The organism is Emticicia aquatica (genome assembly GCF_923079645.1).
Taxonomy (GTDB): domain Bacteria; phylum Bacteroidota; class Bacteroidia; order Cytophagales; family Spirosomataceae; genus Emticicia; species Emticicia aquatica.
Window position 1 is genome coordinate 76,949 of the sequence record NZ_CAKLPY010000002.1, and the last position, 17,785, is coordinate 94,733.

Sequence of the window (17,785 nt, forward strand, 5' to 3'; positions counted from 1 at the left end):
CTAAAAATCAAGAACTGTTTCCTTTATGAAAAAATACCTCAAATTAATCACTTTACTATTTGTTTCGCTAGCTACACAAGCACAAAAATCTGAAGTTGACTTACAAACCCGTACCTCGGTTTCACTAAATCTTAATTTGAAAAAAGGTTGGCAAATTGGCACAGAATACCGAGTAAAATTCAACGAAAATTCAAGCAATTATCGTGGTTCGTATTTGTATCTAGAGGTTGACAAAAAACTCAACAAGTATTTGAGTGCTGGCGTTGCCTATCGTTTTGGTTCGGTTGAAGGTGATAATTTTCACCGATTTTCAGGCAATATTGAAGGAAAATACAAATTTGATAAATTTACTTTTTCACTCCGAGAAACCTATCAGTCTCAAAAACAAACATTTATTGGAGATGATGAAGGAACCGCCGAAAATTATTTAAGAACCCGACTTGGAGTAAAATATGCTATTACAAAAAAATTAGATTTTGGTATTTCGACTGAGCCTTTTATGCACAAAAATGATGGTGTTTTCGAGACAGATTTTTGGAGAAATCGTGCGGGCTTAAGTTATGAATATATGAAAAACAAAAGTGTTAATCTGTATTATATTTGGCAACCTGACGTCAATAAAAAGTATCCCGACACTAAAAATATTATTGGTATCAATTTTATTTTTGGAATAAAAACTAAGTAAATGCTTAATTGTGGCACACTTCGTTTAACTAATAAAGTGTGTCAGGATTAGTTTAATATTCAAAATTTATGTCTAAAAAGAACCTTGAAGTTTGGCTACGTGGACCTTTACCCGAAGTACCCCCTCTCTTACAACCCGTAACTCATGCACTGCTGCAAGCCCAAGAAGAATTGAATGAATATCTAAACGATTTTCCCGATTATTTACTTTGGCAACGCCCAGCAGGTGTGGCTTCAGTAGCTTTTCATTTGCAGCATCTTACAGGTGTACTTGACCGCATATTTACTTACGCACGTGGCGAATCATTGACCGAAAAACAAATGCAATCTTTGCAAACAGAAGGTATCGAAAACCCTAAAATCACGGTTCAACAGCTCGTAGAAGCTTTCAATCAGCAAGTAGAGGAAGCCATTGTTCAACTTAAAAATACAGATGAAAGTATTTTAACAGAGGTCAGAGGCGTTGGGAGAGCCAAAATACCTTCGACAGTTATCGGGCTGCTTTTTCATGCTGCCGAACATACAACTCGTCATTTAGGTCAATTATTGGTTACTTCAAAAGTGGTAAAGTTGGTAGTTGATTAATCAACTTGATTGCATTTTTCCTATCGTCTAAAAGTAATTTTTCATGAATATTCTGAACGATTGCTTTAGATTTTTTCTTATTCATAAAATTAGTCAAAGAATTTTCTACTGCATACAAAAGTCCGTTTATCTGCACCACATCTGCATCCATCAAAACGGCCGCTCGTAAATGGCTAATATTTGTTTCTAATACAATATTTTTGTTGGTTTCGTTAGCATTTTCTGACCAAAAAGTAGTATTAATTGCATTATCATTTGATTCTCCGTTTAAGGCATAATAACAAATGATAAGCATAAAAGTCACTAATGAAATCAGATTATGAAAATGATTAGGCCGAGAAATAGTTGTTTGCATTGTGTTTTTTTTACAAAATTCAACATTAATTATTAGCTATTTTTTATGTAAATGTTAAATAAAAGTAAAGTTTTCAACAGAAATTAGGAATGATGTAAGTCTATTTTTGTCAGCGAAAAAAGTAAATATCTTAAAACACTTCTTAATTTCTTAACATTGGCACAATATTTAGTTCATAAAATTGAACGACCTTTGTGTCAGTAAAATAAATATTAAAGTAAAATGATTAAGAGTGCATTTAAGTTAAATCAAACACACTGGAGATATTCAGTGAAAACCACAAGCGGGCTTAGTGAAGAACGTTTGTATGAAGAAGCCGACGAAGATTTGTACGGAGATGCTTTTGAAAGCGATGATTTTGATGAGGTTTTCGACGATAGTTTTGTCGATAACTTCTCCATTGCCGCTTAATTTCACAACGATTTTGTAGATATTATCATATAGTTTTGTTTAGGTTAGTAATCAAAGAATCGGCAGAGGAATTTTTCTCTGCTATATTTTCGGTTCATCTAAACTCATTTTACGAACATTCACTCAAAAAAAAGCCCGTCAAATTGTTTTGACGGGCTTCGTTATTTAGACGCTAATTTGATGCTGAGTTTTACGGAATGTTCGGTTAAGAATTCCTCGATAAATGCTTCCAAATCTTTCGTAACACCATTTTTTCAATTCTCTAATTTCACGAAAAGATAAGGACTTAATGCCTTTTTTTAATTCTTTTTCAAACAAACCACTCTCAAAACTGACTTTTTCTAAAATCAGTTTTACGTATTCAATCATTTTCATGGAAAATTAACTTTTATATTTATAATTATGGATTTTAGTAAAACCAATGTAAATCTAAAAAGAAAAAATCATATTTTCCAAATAGCAAATAACTATTTATTTACATCATTTCTATCCTCCTTAAATCCAATCGGATTCTCAATTATAACGTTTCAATAAGCTCTTCTATTTCTTTTGTTGTGTTAAAAAATGATAAAATTTTCAATAAAACTGCCTCCATTATTGCATCAGGACAAGACGCACCGCAAGTAAGCATAATTGTTATTTGCTCTTTTTCTGGAATAAAATCAGTTATATTTTCTTGTTTTTTATGCAAATCATAGCGTTTTATGAGATTTTTATCTAAAATACTTTGGTGCGACTGAATAAAAAAAGTTGGCAATTTTTCTTCACACAATTCAACTAAGTGCGAAGTATTTGAACTATTGTACCCCCCTACTACGACCGCAAAATCTGCTTTATTTTCTAGCAAAGCATAAGTTGCCTCTTGGTTATCGTTGGTTGCATAGCAAAGCGTGTCTCTTGTGTTAGCAAAATATTTTTCTACTTCGGCTGGTTGAGCATTTTGGTGCTCGATGATTACTTTCTTTAGAAAATCTGCAATTCCTTGCGTGTCAGAGGCAAGCATAGTTGTTTGGTTTACCACGCCAATACGTTGCAAATCTTTATCGGGGTCAAAACCTTCCGAATATTGTCCAGCAAAATCTTTATAAAATTGTTCTTTGGGTAGCTCACGCGTGATATATTTTGCCAATTGTTGAGCTTCTTTCAAATCATTTACTACTACCGTTGGAGCATTTTGTTTACTGTGCGAAAAAGTAGCTCTAGTTTCTTCATGATTTGGCTTGCCGTGAACAACAATGCTGTAACCACGTTCGCCGATTTGTCCTGCACGATTCCAAACTTTTTCTACAAAAGGGCAAGTTGTATCATATTTATAAGAGTCAATTCCAATTGATAATAGTTTTTCTTGAATCTCTAAAGTGGTGCCAAATGCAGGTACAATTACGGCATCATCGGATTTTAACTCCTTCCAATCAATGATTTGATTTCCTTTTGTATCCATCAAAAACTTGACTCCCTGCGAAAGCAAATCGGCATTAACATCAGGATTATGAATCATTTCGCTCAAAAGAAATATTCTTTTATCAGGATTTTCTCCGATTGTTTTGTAGGCAATTTCGACAGCATTTTCAACACCATAACAAAAACCAAAATGGCGAGCAATCAGAAATTTCACCGAACCAAAATCTAAAACCGTAGGCGTAAAATCCTTTTTTAATTTATCTTTTGTGCGACGGATTTCCTTTATTTTACCAATAATATTACTTTTATAAATTTCAGGAATGACGAATGATTTCATATTTTTGAGATTATTTGCTACTAATTTTTAACGATTAGCTTTAAAATTTTCTTGCCTTAATTGTTTCTCCAAAAGCATATCTTCTAAGTGATTACAATTAATTTATTCACAAAACTAACAGATGATTTACATAAAATGAGGAATTATCTGTATTTTCGCACAACTTAACAGTTTAAATTAAGTTTAGTTGTATTTAAGATTCTTAAAATAACATTTTTAGGTGATGCTTTGTTTTATGATAAAATCATCTTCATTAAAATTCGTTATTTTCTACAATTAATCAATATTGATTATTTATTTCAAAAATTATATACTATATCCTTTGACAATCTTCATTCTAAAATACATTAAAATTTTCACGACCAAAACTTTAAAGTTTACTAATTTAGCCCATTTAAGTGTCGGAGTTGCTTTACTAGGCTTTTTATTATTTTTTTCTTCGGAAATTTCGGCACAAAGTACTTTTGCTCCATTAAACGAGGATTATTCAAATTTAATTGAGCGGTATGAAATAATGAGTGGAAGTCTGAGCAATTTGCACACAACAATTAAACCAGTCAGGCGAAAAGATTTAATCAAATTAACAATTAATTTAGAAAATGATTCGACATTAAAACTCTCCAAAGTTGACCATTTTAATTTAGAATACCTGCAAAATGATAGTTGGGAATGGCTTGAACAAGAAAAATCTTCCCAAAATAATAGCAAAAAACCACTTTTGACGCACCTTTTGAAGAAAAAATCTGACTTTTACTATGTTCAAAATAAAGATATTGACCTACATACAAGTCCTGTTTTTCAATTTGGTTTTGCCAACGATAATCAAACAAATCAAACACCATTTATTAACACACGTGGCGTGGAAGTTAGGGCAACATTGAATCAGAAATTAGGCTTTTATTCGATGTTTACCGAAAATCAGATTATTTATCCCGAATATGTTCGTCAATATGCACGTCAATTCAAGGCAAATCCTTATGAAGGTTTTACGAAAATACCCAAAGCTGATTCGAGTAAATATTTAGCCGATTTTTTTTCGGCCAGAGCATACATTACTTTTCAAGCTCTCAAAAGTGTTCAAATCCAGTTCGGACATGACAAAAATTTTATTGGTTCGGGTATTCGTTCAATGATATTATCTGATTTTTCGGCTCCATATTTACATCTAAAAATCACGACAAATATTGGCCGATTTCAGTACGTAAATTTGTTTGCACAAATGCTCAATAAGCAAGTTGCGTTGGCAGTTGATAATACTGAACAGATTCCTCCAAAATACTTTTCATTTCATCACCTAAGTGTAAACGTCAATAAAAACCTTAATTTAGGCATTTTTGAAACAATTGTTTTTGGGAAACGCCAATCGGGTTTTGATATTAATTATTTAAATCCAGTTATTTTGCTTCGTTTTGTTGAAGGAAACTTAGGAAGTGTTGATAATTCGCTTGCTGGAGCTACTTTTAAATACAACTTCAAAAATCATTATTCGATTTATGGACAATTCGTTTTGGATGAGTTTAATGTAAAATATTTCAAAAAAGATGGTTGGTGGGGTACAAAATACGCCTCTCAAATTGGCGGTCGATACATTGATGCTTTAGGAATAAAAAACCTAGATTTTCAAGCCGAATATAATTTGGCTCGCCCATACATTTATAGCCATTATTCTTCATACAGCAATTTCGTAAATTATAATTTACCTTTGGCTCATCCATTAGGTGCAAATTTCAAGGAGTTAATATTGATTGCTCGTTATCAACCATTGAAACGACTTTTCGTCAATTTCACCTCAATGAGAAGTATTCAAGGAAAAGATGCTGACATCCGAAACTGGGGCGGTGATATTTTGCGTAATTACAACTTTGCTCGCCCAAGCGACTATGGAAATGTAATCGGACAAGGTCAAAAGGCAAATACTAGATTTTATAATTTGGGAGCGACATATATGCTGGCTCATAATCTTTTTGTAGATTTAAAATTCCAAAGTCGAAACGTACATATTTTAGCAGAAACCAACGACAAGAAGAATACTATATTTTCAGTAGGGCTTCGGTGGAATGCTTCACAAAAGCCTTTGTTGTTTTAAAGTGATTTTTATTCTAACTTTTTTCAATACATAACCATGTTTGTTTTAACCGAAAATAACTCTTTAGCCAATCATTTCCTAGCCGAATTACGAGACAAAGATACACAACGAGACGCCATGCGTTTTCGTCGGAATTTGGAACGTTTAGGGGAAGTTTTTGCCTATGAAATATCAAAAACACTCGGTTTTCAGAAAAAAGAAATCACAACACAGTTAGGAGTAAAAATAACTCAACATATCTCTCAAGAAGTGGTTTTGGTGACCATACTTCGAGCAGGTCTTCCGTTACATCAAGGTTTGCTCAATTATTTCGATAAATCTGAAAATGCTTTTATTGGAGCATATAGAGGTAAACACGATGATAAAGAAGCATTTGAAATCGAAATGGATTATATCACAAGTCCTGATATTCATGGTAAAGTTTTGATAATCAGCGACCCAATGTTAGCAACAGGCAAATCAATCGAAAAGGCTTATCACGCCATGCTTCGTTATGGTATTCCTGCAAAAACCCATATTGTTTCAGCAATTGCGAGTCGTCGTGGCGTACGTTTTATTCAAGCTCGCTTGCCACAATGCCGCCTTTGGGTGGGTGATGTTGATGAAGAAATGAACGCAAAATCATACATCGTACCTGGCTTGGGCGATGCTGGAGATTTAGCTTTTGGAGGAAAAGTTTAATTTATTTTAATCTTTGAAGCGTAGTTTTCATACGGTATTGCAACACCACTTTTTTTCCTGAAATATTCTCCAAAAGTGGTTTTAAAACCAAATTAGCATTCTTTTTGGTTTGTTCAAGAATACCCATTTCAAGTGCTGATTGTTTGATTTTACCTTCAGCTCTGGTGTAGGCTTCGTTCATCAGCGATTGCTCATTCATAAATGCGTATTCGGTATCATAAATTTTTGAATTGCTATGGTCTATTTTATAGCTGCAAAGCTCAGGGTCAGGCAAATGGACAATAAGTGTATCGTCTTTTGTGGCAATATCTTCTGGTTTTATTTTGGTCAAATCAATACAGCCTATTGCTTCGCCTTGAACAATCAAAATAGCTTTTGGATTGGGCAAATAATCACGAACAAGCTCTTGCTCAACCACATCACGAAAGGTAAAATTAGCTAACTCCAACTTTCCTAGTAAAGTCATTTCCTTCAAAACCATGTTGTGCGTTGTTTTAATATCTTTAATGGCAAAGAGGTTAAAATCCTTTATTTTTTCCCACAAAAAAATTGAAACGATAATTATTACCAAAATGGTAATTGCCTGAATATATCTTTTAACCATGATTTTTTAGTTATAAATTTAATTTTTTCACAAAAAAATATTAGCAAAAGTACAATACTTTAAAACCAATTTTATAGATTTTTAGTAGAAATACCTATTTTAAAACGCTATTTTCATTACTTATTCTTAGTTTATGATGGTTGCTATGAAATTTTAACTATCAACCTATCATGTTTTTGTGTATCTTTGTGAGGTAAAAACAAATCCAAAACTCAATTTACAGTGACGCTTATCAAATCAATTTCGGGTATTAGAGGAACTATCGGTGGAAAAAGTGGGGATTCCTTAACACCTTTAGACGTTGTAAAATTTACTGCTGCTTACGGTTCTTGGCTTAAAAATAGACATCCTGAAAGCCCTCTACGTGTTGTTATTGGAAGAGATGCTCGTTTATCGGGTAAAATGGTCTCTGACTTAGTTAGTTCTACGCTTGTTGGAATGGGTTTTCATGTAATTGATTTAGGACTATCAACTACTCCTACCGTCGAAATTGCTGTTCCAATAGAAAATGCTTTAGGTGGAATTATCCTTACTGCTAGTCATAATCCTATTCAATGGAATGCCCTTAAATTACTCAATGAAAAAGGTGAGTTTATATCAGGTAGTGACGGTGAAGAGTTATTGCAAATTGCCGAAGATGAAAGTTTTGAATTTGCAGAAGTAAAAAGTTTAGGTAAGGTTGAAAATAATGATACATATATTCAAAAGCATATTGATTTGATTTTGGACTTACCTTTGGTTGATAAAGAAGCGATTCAAAAAGCAAATTTCAAAATATGTATCGATGCAGTTAACTCAACTGGGGGAATTGCGGTGCCGATGCTTTTAGAAGCTTTAGGAGTTGCCGAAATTAAAAAAATAAACTGCGAACCAACGGGCGTTTTTGCTCATAATCCTGAGCCTCTTCCTGAAAACTTGAGAGAGATTTCTGGTGAATTACGCAAAGGCAATTTTGATTTAGGTATTGTGGTTGACCCTGACGTTGATAGATTAGCATTTATCAATGAAGATGGTGAACCATTTGGTGAAGAATACACCCTCGTTGCGGTTGCAGATTACATTTTAACAAATAGCGAAAATAAAACTGGACTTACAACTGTTTCTAATCTTTCATCAACGTTGGCATTAAAAGATGTTACGTTGAAAGCAGGTGGCGAATATCATTCAGCAGCCGTTGGAGAAGTAAATGTTGTAACCAAAATGAAAGAAGTTGGAGCAATAATCGGTGGTGAAGGTAATGGAGGAATTATATATCCTGAGTTTCATTATGGCCGTGACGCATTGGTTGGAATTGCTTTATTTTTGAGCCATTTAGCCAAATTTAATAAGCCTATTGGTTTCTTACGTAATACTTATCCCAATTATCATATTGCAAAAAAGAAAGTAGAACTTACTACCGATTTGAACGTAGATGATATATTGGAAGAAATAAAATCTAAATATGAACGTTATCCTGTAAATACGGAAGATGGTGTAAAGATTAATTTTGAAAAAGAATGGGTGCATTTGCGTAAATCAAACACCGAACCCATCATTAGAATCTATGCTGAATCAGAATTTGAGACAACAGCATCAAATCTTGCCGATAAAATCATTAGAGATATTAAAGAATTAATTTCTCAATAAATACCATTTACGTTTAGCTTTCAACAAACTGCATCATTAGAAAAGAGATTAAAATTGTCTTAAAAAAATTCAATTTTAATCTCTTAAGTCAAAAAAAATCTTCAAAATATAGTTCATTTGTATTTAGTTTAAAAAGTGCTTTCTAAAAATTTTCTTTCAAGGATTCTTTTCAAAGACTCTGCTTATAGTATTATTGATATTCATCAATACTTCTACTATGATTGTTTTTTTTGGCACTGAATTTGTGCATTGATTTAGCACAAGCAATTCACTATTTATAAATGATTGATTTTATCAATCATATAATTAATTGATTTAATATGTTCAGGAAAAAAGGAAGCTCAAGAGCTGTCGTAATTATTCTCTTAATACTGGGAGGATTGCAAGTGGATGCCCAAACTTTTCCAACTGATATTGAATGGCAACAATGCTATGGCTGGGACAACTGGTATGGAGACGAAGGCTCAAAGATTATTTCAACATCAGATGGAAATTTTGCAGCAATTGGCAAAAAAAGTTTAAATGGATTTGAAACTATCTGGGCATCAAAAATTAATCAAAAAGGAGAAATGCTTTGGGAAACAACTGTTTTTGATGACCAAGCATTTACTGGATTTAAAGCTCAAGATATTATTCAAAATCCTGATGGAAGCTACTTCTTGCTTGGAAAAATAACTAATTACAGCAATTTACGATTCAATTATACTATTGGACGCTCGATTCAATCTGTCTCTCAAAAAGGAAATTATGATGCCTTGGTGGTGAAGCTCAATAGTGATGGGCAAATGATATGGTTCAAAATTTTTGGCGGCACTGGAGAAGATGTTCCCATAAAAATATTACCAACCAACGATAACAACTATTTACTGCTAACATACACTGGTTCATCAGATGGAGATATTGCTAATTCAGGCAAAAATACTAATGGATTTAACCAAGATTTATGGATAACCAAACTCAATAGTGAAGGAATTATTATTTCAAAAAAATGTATTGGTGGAAATAATGATGATGTAGCTTTTGATATGAAGGCAACCCCTGATGGTGGTTTCGTAATAGCAGGTTGTACAACTTCTAATGATAGTGAAATAAGCCCAAATATGGGTGGAAAAGATGTTTTGGTCGTAAAAATTGATGCATCTATAAACATAATTTGGAAAAAGACTTATGGTGGTAGTCAAAAAGATGAGGCTCGCCGAATATTAGCTTTACCAAATGGAGATATTATTCTTGGAATAACTTCAAATTCGTCATCAAATGACTTCATTTTTACACCATCAGTGAGTTTTCCAGACAATTTTGAAGAAAATATATGGCTTTTTAAGCTAAATTCAAGCGGAGAGCAACAAAACAAAAAGATATTTGGTGGATCGAGTAGAGATATTATAAGTGATTTAGTTCTAACAAATGATGGAAATTATGTCTTATCAGGTTCTACCAAATCCAATAATGGTAATATTCAAGATAGAAACCGAATTCCATCAAATAACAATGATAGGTACGATGTAGTTTTGATGAAAATTTCATCTAATTTAGATTTGGTTTGGGAAAAAACAGCAGGTGGTTCAGCTGATGACGAAGGAAATGGGGTAGTTGAAACCAGTGGAGGTGGCTTTATACTAATCGGAACGACTCAGTCATTTGATGGAGATATTGTCGGAAATCATTACAGTTCTCAAGATAGTCGAGATATTTTGCTAACGAAGTTTAATTTCAAATACGATAATAACTGCGAAACCAATGTAACAACTTCAAAAGATTTGGTTAGTACAGAAACGTCAATAACAGCTTCTGAAACTATTAGTACTTCCGATAAAGTTACCCATAATTCAAATATTCATTATGGTGCAGGAAAAAGTATTGATATAACGCCAGGGTTTGATACAGATTTAGGAAGCACAATAGAATTTAATCTTAACGGATGCTTGAGTGGTGGAAGTACAGGAGTTAGTCCAAATCCGATACAAATAAAAGTAAACAATGAGTGTAGAGAAGGCGGAATGAAGTTTGAATTTATGCCTTTTACTCCAAATACCGATATGTCGCAATACCACATGTCGATTCAAAATCTTGACCCAAAAATAGAGTTTAATTTTTCAGGAAATGTCCTTATAACGAAAAATAATATTCCAGATAATAGCAATGCGTATTTTCTATTAACAGTTTCAAAAGAAGGCTATAACGACTTCTCTTTTCAAGGTTACACAAGTACTTGTGAACATGATAATGCCCCTATCAATTGTCCAGAAAATGATAATGATGTGATTCTTGATAAAGAATATTATCAAATTGGAGAAACATTCACTGCTACTTGGACAGGCACATTATTACCTACCCAAGGGCTCAATTGGTATAATGAAAACGTAACTGAAATATCAAGAACAGATAAAACATTTGTAGGTAAAATCACCGCTTTTCCTGCACATATTCAAGCACAGCCAGGGTCGCTTCCTGATGGTTCGAGACCTTGTCATGGTTCAACTCGGGTTGAATTTAGAGCCGTAAAATAGATTTATATAAAAAGTAAAAGGCCACAGAAATAGCTATTTCTGTGGCCTTTTACTTTTTTATCTTTATTCAACAATCACTTTTCCACCACCACTATAACTTCTATAATCGCCGTTATACATGGCATCTGCCGCTACTGGACCGAGTACAAATTTTCCTCTTGAAACAACTCTTACTAAATAATAAAAAGTTTTTTCTGACGCATCTGCAGTTGTATAAAAATTAATTCTATCATCACGAATATCAAAATACTGTGGTGTAGCTGCATTTTTTATCCAAGTCATATTTCGGTCTTCATTAAGCCTTGGATTTTCAATCTCAAAAGCCGCTGGCAGCATATCGGTAACAACTACATTTTCTACTGGTGTTCCGAGTGTACTACTTATACTCACTTTCACAACCACTAATTGATTTTGTTTAAGGCTGCCACTGATAGGTTCACCGTTTCTATTTAAAAATTGGCGACGAACTTTCAAGAAATTATCTTCTTCTGTATAAGCACCTGTGGCACTCAAACCTTCTTGTTGTGTAAAGTAATAAAGACCACCTTTTCCTTTTGTGGCAATGTTTATCGTTTGTCCAGCAATACCTTTTTCAAAGCTCAAATCAGTACCAGTAAAGCTTGCGAAAATTTTGTTATTAACTGATAATGAAGCTGTTACATTTGATTCTCCATTACGTTTAGCAATTTTACCCAATGCTAAAAAACTAAATACAGACTCTTGGGTTGACAAATATGGTGAATTTTTTATTGCCTGCGAAAGCACTCTTGCTAACTTTGGAATCTGCAAATTTTCTGGGTCAGATTCTACCAAGCTATTCAACGAAATTGCCAAGTTTCTGATTGGAGAAGCAAAACTTCCACCTGTTTGTTTTTGGGTATTTTCTATTGAATAATCTTTTGGCAATAATTGTTTGAAACTACTTTCATCGCCAATTTGGGCAAAACTCGCTCCGAGCATATATCGCTCATCAGTTGTTAATAAATTAGCATTTGATTTATAATAATTCATCACTGGTTGATTGGCTTTTCCTGCCATTGCGAGCGTGTATAGTGAATAAATCATTTCGTGACGAGCAATGGTTCTTGAAATCCAAGAGCCAGTTTCGTTGAAAATATAATCAATTTCTGTTAAATCTTGCATTGACGTTTTAGTAGTCAAATAATCAAGCATTTTGCTTAAATTATCCTCATTAATTTCATAATCAGCTTTTTTTGCTTCGATTAAAAAATGAGCCGCAAAAGCTGTTCCCCACCAACTTTCGTAATCGCCACCCTGCCAATAACTTAACGCACCGTTGGCTAACTGCATATTTTCGATTTTACGAATAGCCGATTGTACATTAAATTGTGGATTCCAATCATTTTCACCAGCAGCTTTCAATGACCGTGAATTTTTAGCAATCGTTTTTGTAAAATCAGAAAAATATAACTGCGGAAAAGCTTTTGAAACAGTCTGTTCGACACAACCATGAGGATAGCACAGCAAATAATCTAATTGTTTAGCAAATTGAACCATCGGCGAACGACTCACCAATAAACTTGCTTGAGCGGTGCCAGCCATATAATTGTTTCCAAGATTGACCGATTCGGTTTTTCCTGCTAAAATTACACCTGATAACGATGTTTTTAATAAAGACGTTGAAGGACGAACGGTCAATTCTATTTTTTCTGAAAATTTTTCTTTAAAACCGTTAACTACCACAGAAATACTTCCTGTTCCGATGCTTGTAGGAGCTTTTACACTAAACATTGCTCGAGCCTCTTTTCCTGCTGCAACCGTAACCGACTGACTATTAACACCTTGCAAAGTCAATCCACCTGATAAATTTACTGAGGCATTGACAGTTGTAGCGGTTTTGGTAGTATTAGTAATCGTCACAGGAATCATCACTTCATCATTTGGACTTAAAAATCTTGGGGCTCCTGTACTAATCACGATGGGGTCTTTTACTTTCATATTAGCATTTGCTGAGCCAAAAGCTTCATCTTTATAAGCAACAGCCATGATTCGTAAATCGCCTGAAAATTGCGGAATTTCAAACTCAAAAGTAGTTTCTCCACTCATGCCTGTCTTCAATATTCCGCTCCAAACTGCCATCAATTTAGTTCGCCCATTGCTCAATGGATTCACTCTTTTTTCCAAATTATAACCATCTCCACCTACGCTGCTACTGGCCAGTGATAGTTCTGGAAATAGAAATTGGTACAAATCATGGCTACTTACTTCTAAAGCCTGTTTTTGGTAAAAATAATTGTAAATATCAGGCGTTTTGAAATTCTTAATTTGTAAAATCCCTTCGTCAACTATCGAAATCGTGAGTTCAGTATTGGCTTTTGTCTTGATAGTAACTTTTTGTTTACGCTTAGAACGAGATTCTTTCACTGCCACAATTTCAATTGGTAAATGATTAGAAGACTTTTCGACTTTCATAGGAGCAAATCCGTGAGCAACCGTCAGAGGCATATCATTGTTTTTTATTGGGCGAATGAGCGTGGCCGTTACGTAAACATTTGGTAGCATTTCTTCGGTAACTTTGATGTCAATTTCAGCAGATTTTTTGTCAGTTTCCACATAAAAGTGTTCTAAGACGTTTCCTTTTTCTACAGTTACGAGCATTTTTCCGATAAAAGGTGTTTTCATTAAAACTTTTGCATTGTCGCCAACTTCGTATTTTTCTTTGTCAAACTCCATCAAAACTTGACCTTCGTTGCTTACTTCAAACGCACTACTCGAAGTATTTCCGAAACCATAAGCATAAAAATTTCGAGAAGCAAAACTTTTTGCACCTGCATGAGCAATACGGATTTCATATTCGCCCGATACTTGTGGAATAAATTTTACCGATGATTTACCTGACAAAAAATTAACTCCTTTCGTAAGTACTAGCTTTTCTTGTCTTTTAGAATTATAGCGTATAACACCATCTGTTTTCTCTACAACTGTCTGATAATCAATACGATATATAGAAACTTCGGCATTAGCTGACTTTGCTTTTCCTTCGGTCGAAACAGCCGCCAAAGGAATCGTCATTGGCACGTGTGTTCCAACATAATAATCACTCAACCCAATTCCAAAAAATGTATCTTGTGTAAAAACATCAAAAGTCTTTACACGATTTAACGGACGACCAGTTTCATCAAAAACAGTCACGAAAGTTTTACCTTCCAACACACCCATATCTTGGTAAGTTGTTGATAACTCAAAAGCTTGTTTTGCTAACCCATTTTCATCAGTCGAACCTTGACGTAAATCATGTTCAAATTTTGTATCATTCTGAATATCAAACGAATACTCCTCAAATCCCTTCGCAAAAAATGCTTTTCTCTTCAAACTAAAATCCATTTCATAATTTCTGTTTGATGCTGGAGGCCCAAATAAATTGGTTGCCGTTGCCAATAAATTTACAGTTTCGCCTGTACGATAAATATCTTTTGCCGATACATCAACTTTGATTCGGTCAGGCATAAATTCTTCAATACTGATTGGTTTTGAGGTCAATAAAACATCATTTCCATTCAAAATTTCGATGGTATATGTTCCTGTTACAGCCGAACGGTCGAGCTGAATTGACGTTTCGATAGCTCCTTGAGCATTCGTATTTTTCAAGAAAGACTTAAATTCACGACCATTTGGCAATAAAACTCTGATTTTCAAGGGAATATCTTCAGTTGATGACCATTTGGCATCACGCAAAACGGTATTAAAATGAATCGTTTCACCAGGGCGATAAATATCACGATCGCCATAAACAAAAGCATCAAAACCTGTTTCATTGGCTCGCTTTCCATCGACTTCAAAACGTGACGTTTCGATTTTAGTATCTTCTAAAAGCATATAATTAAAATCGTCTTCGGTGCGTGCCGTAACCATTGCTAAATTGAAATTTGGAGCTTTTTCTTTCAATTTTTCAAAAATAATAACCCCTTTTCCATCTGTCTTTTGGGTTTCCATGATTTGGTTATTAGTCGAAATCAATTTTATTTCAACACCACTCATTGGCTCAGCATCAATGATTGAATTCACAAAAACCATCAGTTCATTGCCATCCGCTGATTTTTTGGCAATGATACCCAAATCAGAAACCGACACAAGTTTGGTTGCATTTTGATAATATTCATCGTTAGAATTTAGATTAACCAAATAAACACCTCGCAATTTATCTTGCTCAGGCATTGGCATATTTAGTACCGAAACACCATGTATTTTCGATAGATTTCCTGTTTCGATGGTTCGGTCAATGACTACATCGCTATAAATCCCTTGGTCGTCAGTACCATAATTGAAGCCATTTGGTGTGCTTTCTTCGCCATTATAATCATAATTTTCGTAGCGATTGTTTCGGACATAAGAAAGTAAATTATTTTCGTAGATTTTAACAATTTTGAGTTTCACTTTCGGAATATTTGTAATACGAATTCCTACATTTCTGCTCCCTTTTGATGATAAGTATAAGCCTTTTTTGCTCGTGAATTCGATGCTTGCGGGCATTTCTCCGAAAAACAAATCTTTGGTAAATTCGCCATCAAGTTTTGCACCTAAAGTTCCACGAAGGTTATCTTTGAGTGTCAATGTATAAGCTTCAGATGCACTAAAAAATCCTTTAATTATAAAACCATTTTCGGTCAATTCGGTTTGAGTTTCTACGGCAGGCTCAATTTTGAAGGCATCTTTCAGATTATCGCCAACAATTTGTTGCGTTGTAATCACCTTCACAAAACCTTGATTTTTATCAAAACCAGTTTCAATATCAACGATTTTCACAGAGTATGGTGAAGGCAAAACACCATCTAATTCAACTTTTTCTTGAGTAGAACCAGCATTTCCTGCTATTTTCACTCCTTTTTCTATAATTGTTTTAAGCGAACTTTCATCTTTTAATGAAGGAGCATTATCCAACGCCAAAACCAATTTTTGGTCGTTTGGAGTGCTATTTAACGAAAACTTAGTATCGGCATCTTCTAACTGAACTTTCAGTAAATTTGTAACATCCGTTTCTTGTACTGGATAATTAAAATCAACTTTCACTTTAGCAGTTGGTTTTCCATCTGCTCCTTTCATCCAATAACTTTCTAGCTTTTCTGGTTTCAAATAAGGCGTATGAAACTCGAATGAATCAGTACCTAAACTATAATTTTTGGTAGTGGCTTTGCCTAAAATGGCTTTGGTAATTACTGCTTTATAATTGGTTGCCCCTTTAAAACCATTGCTTGGCGAAAAAACCAATTCATTTTTCGCTGACCATTTAAAAACACCTTCGACCTTTGGCTCAATTCGCACATATTCAACCGCCTGCCAATTTTCTAAATCACTATCCGACACTAAATCTTTATTGAAAGTAAAAACTAAATTTTGTGCTAATTGAATCTCATCTTCAAAATTGCGAGCCGCAACGCTCACTTCGTTGAGTTTTGAACAGCTTGTGATGAAATAAGAGAGCTGAGAAACAAGATATAGAAAAAACACAAAACGCATAAAACCATTGGTTTTTAGGCGAAAAAAGAGAGAATTCATTGAATGTATGAAGTTTAGAGTATGTTTTTTGGGGATAATAACGTGGGAAGTTCGTGAAATTGTAGCAAATTGACAAAATTATTTTTAAAGAATGTCTCAAATAAAATTTCAGCAAAAAATAAAGCCTAACAACTCCCAGAATCGGCTAGTTATCAGGCTTTTATGAAATGTCTTGATTAAAGTTTATACTTTACGTTTCAGTTCAAAATGTTGTCCTAAATATACTTTTCTCACTAATTCATCACTGGCCAATTCTTCAGCAGTTCCTTGACGCAAAATTTTCCCCTCAAAAAGCAAATAGGCTCTATCAGTAATAGAAAGGGTTTCGTTTACATTATGGTCGGTTATTAAAATTCCGATGTTACGGTTTTTTAATTTAGCTACAATCCCCTGAATCTCTTCAACGGCAATGGGGTCAACACCTGCAAATGGTTCGTCGAGTAAGATAAATTTAGGGTCAACTGATAATGCACGAGCAATTTCTGTACGTCGTCGCTCGCCACCAGAGCAAACAATGCCTTTATTTTTACGAACGTGTGTCAAACTAAATTCTTCCAACAATGACTCGGTTTTTTCTTTGCGTTCTACTTTTGTCATTTCAGGTTTTGCCAATTCAAGCACGCCTAAAATATTCTCTTCAACGGTCAGATCTCTAAAAATCGAAGCTTCTTGGGCCAAATAACCAACGCCAAGTTTCGCACGTTTGTACATCGGCAAGGAAGTTATGTCCAAATCATCCAACCAAACTTTACCGCTGTTGGGTTTTACTAAACCCGTAGCCATGTAAAAAGAAGTCGTTTTACCTGCTCCATTTGGGCCTAATAGTCCGACAATTTCACCCTGCCCTACTTGGTAGCTTACATTGTTGTTGACTAATCTTTGTCCGTATTTTTTTATTAAATTTTCAGTTCTTAGAATCATAATCTTTGTCAATAATTGGGCGATAATTCGCTATCATTTTCAATTATCAAAGTTAGCTTTTTTGAAATAA

General features: G+C 34.1%; 13 protein-coding genes. 7 read left to right on the top strand and 6 right to left on the bottom strand.

Annotated elements, in window-relative coordinates:
* Positions 1-25: 25 nt before the first annotated feature.
* Both MJQ71_RS10075 and MJQ71_RS10080 read left to right on the top strand, forming a co-directional pair.
* A complete protein-coding gene (locus MJQ71_RS10075; RefSeq protein ID WP_238806487.1) occupies positions 26-685 on the top strand; it encodes a DUF2490 domain-containing protein in 660 nt (219 codons plus the stop codon).
* Between the two features lie 68 nt (positions 686-753).
* Entirely contained in the window at positions 754-1,269 is a 516-nt protein-coding gene (locus MJQ71_RS10080) for a DinB family protein (protein ID WP_238806488.1), read from the top strand.
* Here MJQ71_RS10080 and MJQ71_RS10085 read toward each other — a convergent pair.
* A complete protein-coding gene (locus tag MJQ71_RS10085) occupies positions 1,235-1,624 on the bottom strand; it encodes a hypothetical protein (RefSeq protein WP_238806489.1) in 390 nt (129 codons plus the stop codon). The two genes, MJQ71_RS10080 and MJQ71_RS10085, sit on opposite strands and share 35 nt — an antisense overlap.
* A 222-nt stretch (positions 1,625-1,846) precedes the next feature.
* On the opposite strand from MJQ71_RS10085, the gene MJQ71_RS10090 reads away from it, so the two are divergent.
* Positions 1,847-2,035 carry a hypothetical protein gene (locus tag MJQ71_RS10090; protein WP_238806490.1) on the top strand — a complete coding sequence of 63 codons (189 nt, stop codon included), beginning with the start codon at positions 1,847-1,849 and terminating at the stop codon, positions 2,033-2,035.
* A gap of 165 nt (positions 2,036-2,200) precedes the next feature.
* On the opposite strand, the gene MJQ71_RS10095 is transcribed toward MJQ71_RS10090, so the two are convergent.
* Both MJQ71_RS10095 and MJQ71_RS10100 read right to left on the bottom strand, forming a co-directional pair.
* Positions 2,201-2,410: a hypothetical protein gene (locus MJQ71_RS10095; protein ID WP_238806491.1), complete on the bottom strand. Its 210-nt coding sequence runs from the start codon at positions 2,408-2,410 to the stop codon at positions 2,201-2,203.
* A 142-nt stretch (positions 2,411-2,552) separates the two neighbouring features.
* Positions 2,553-3,773, bottom strand: a complete 1,221-nt coding sequence (locus MJQ71_RS10100) for a 4-hydroxy-3-methylbut-2-enyl diphosphate reductase (protein ID WP_238806492.1) — start codon at positions 3,771-3,773, stop codon at positions 2,553-2,555.
* Between the two features lie 322 nt (positions 3,774-4,095).
* Here MJQ71_RS10100 and MJQ71_RS10105 point away from each other — a divergent pair, with 322 nt between their 5' ends.
* Together MJQ71_RS10105 and upp are read left to right on the top strand one after the other, a co-directional pair.
* On the top strand, positions 4,096-5,859 hold the full coding sequence (locus MJQ71_RS10105) for a capsule assembly Wzi family protein (protein WP_238806493.1): 1,764 nt from the start codon (positions 4,096-4,098) through the stop codon (positions 5,857-5,859).
* A gap of 36 nt (positions 5,860-5,895) precedes the next feature.
* Positions 5,896-6,540, top strand: coding sequence for a uracil phosphoribosyltransferase (gene upp / locus MJQ71_RS10110; protein ID WP_238806494.1), 645 nt, complete (start codon positions 5,896-5,898; stop codon positions 6,538-6,540).
* A gap of 1 nt (position 6,541) precedes the next feature.
* Here the strand turns inward: upp and MJQ71_RS10115 are convergent, their stop codons facing one another.
* Positions 6,542-7,144 carry a DUF4230 domain-containing protein gene (locus MJQ71_RS10115; RefSeq protein WP_238806495.1) on the bottom strand — a complete coding sequence of 201 codons (603 nt, stop codon included), beginning with the start codon at positions 7,142-7,144 and terminating at the stop codon, positions 6,542-6,544.
* A gap of 222 nt (positions 7,145-7,366) precedes the next feature.
* Here MJQ71_RS10115 and glmM point away from each other — a divergent pair, with 222 nt between their 5' ends.
* Positions 7,367-8,770 (top strand): phosphoglucosamine mutase, encoded by a 1,404-nt coding sequence (glmM, locus tag MJQ71_RS10120; protein ID WP_238806496.1) that lies wholly within the window; start codon positions 7,367-7,369, stop codon positions 8,768-8,770.
* Positions 8,771-9,090: 320 nt separating this feature from the next.
* Positions 9,091-11,280, top strand: a complete 2,190-nt coding sequence (locus MJQ71_RS10125; RefSeq protein ID WP_238806497.1) for a 3-coathanger stack domain-containing protein — start codon at positions 9,091-9,093, stop codon at positions 11,278-11,280.
* Between the two features lie 63 nt (positions 11,281-11,343).
* Here the strand turns inward: MJQ71_RS10125 and MJQ71_RS10130 are convergent, their stop codons facing one another.
* Positions 11,344-16,794, bottom strand: coding sequence for an alpha-2-macroglobulin family protein (locus tag MJQ71_RS10130; protein WP_238806498.1), 5,451 nt, complete (start codon positions 16,792-16,794; stop codon positions 11,344-11,346).
* A 183-nt stretch (positions 16,795-16,977) separates the two neighbouring features.
* A complete protein-coding gene (lptB, locus tag MJQ71_RS10135; protein WP_238806499.1) occupies positions 16,978-17,715 on the bottom strand; it encodes an LPS export ABC transporter ATP-binding protein in 738 nt (245 codons plus the stop codon).
* Positions 17,716-17,785 lie beyond the last annotated feature (70 nt).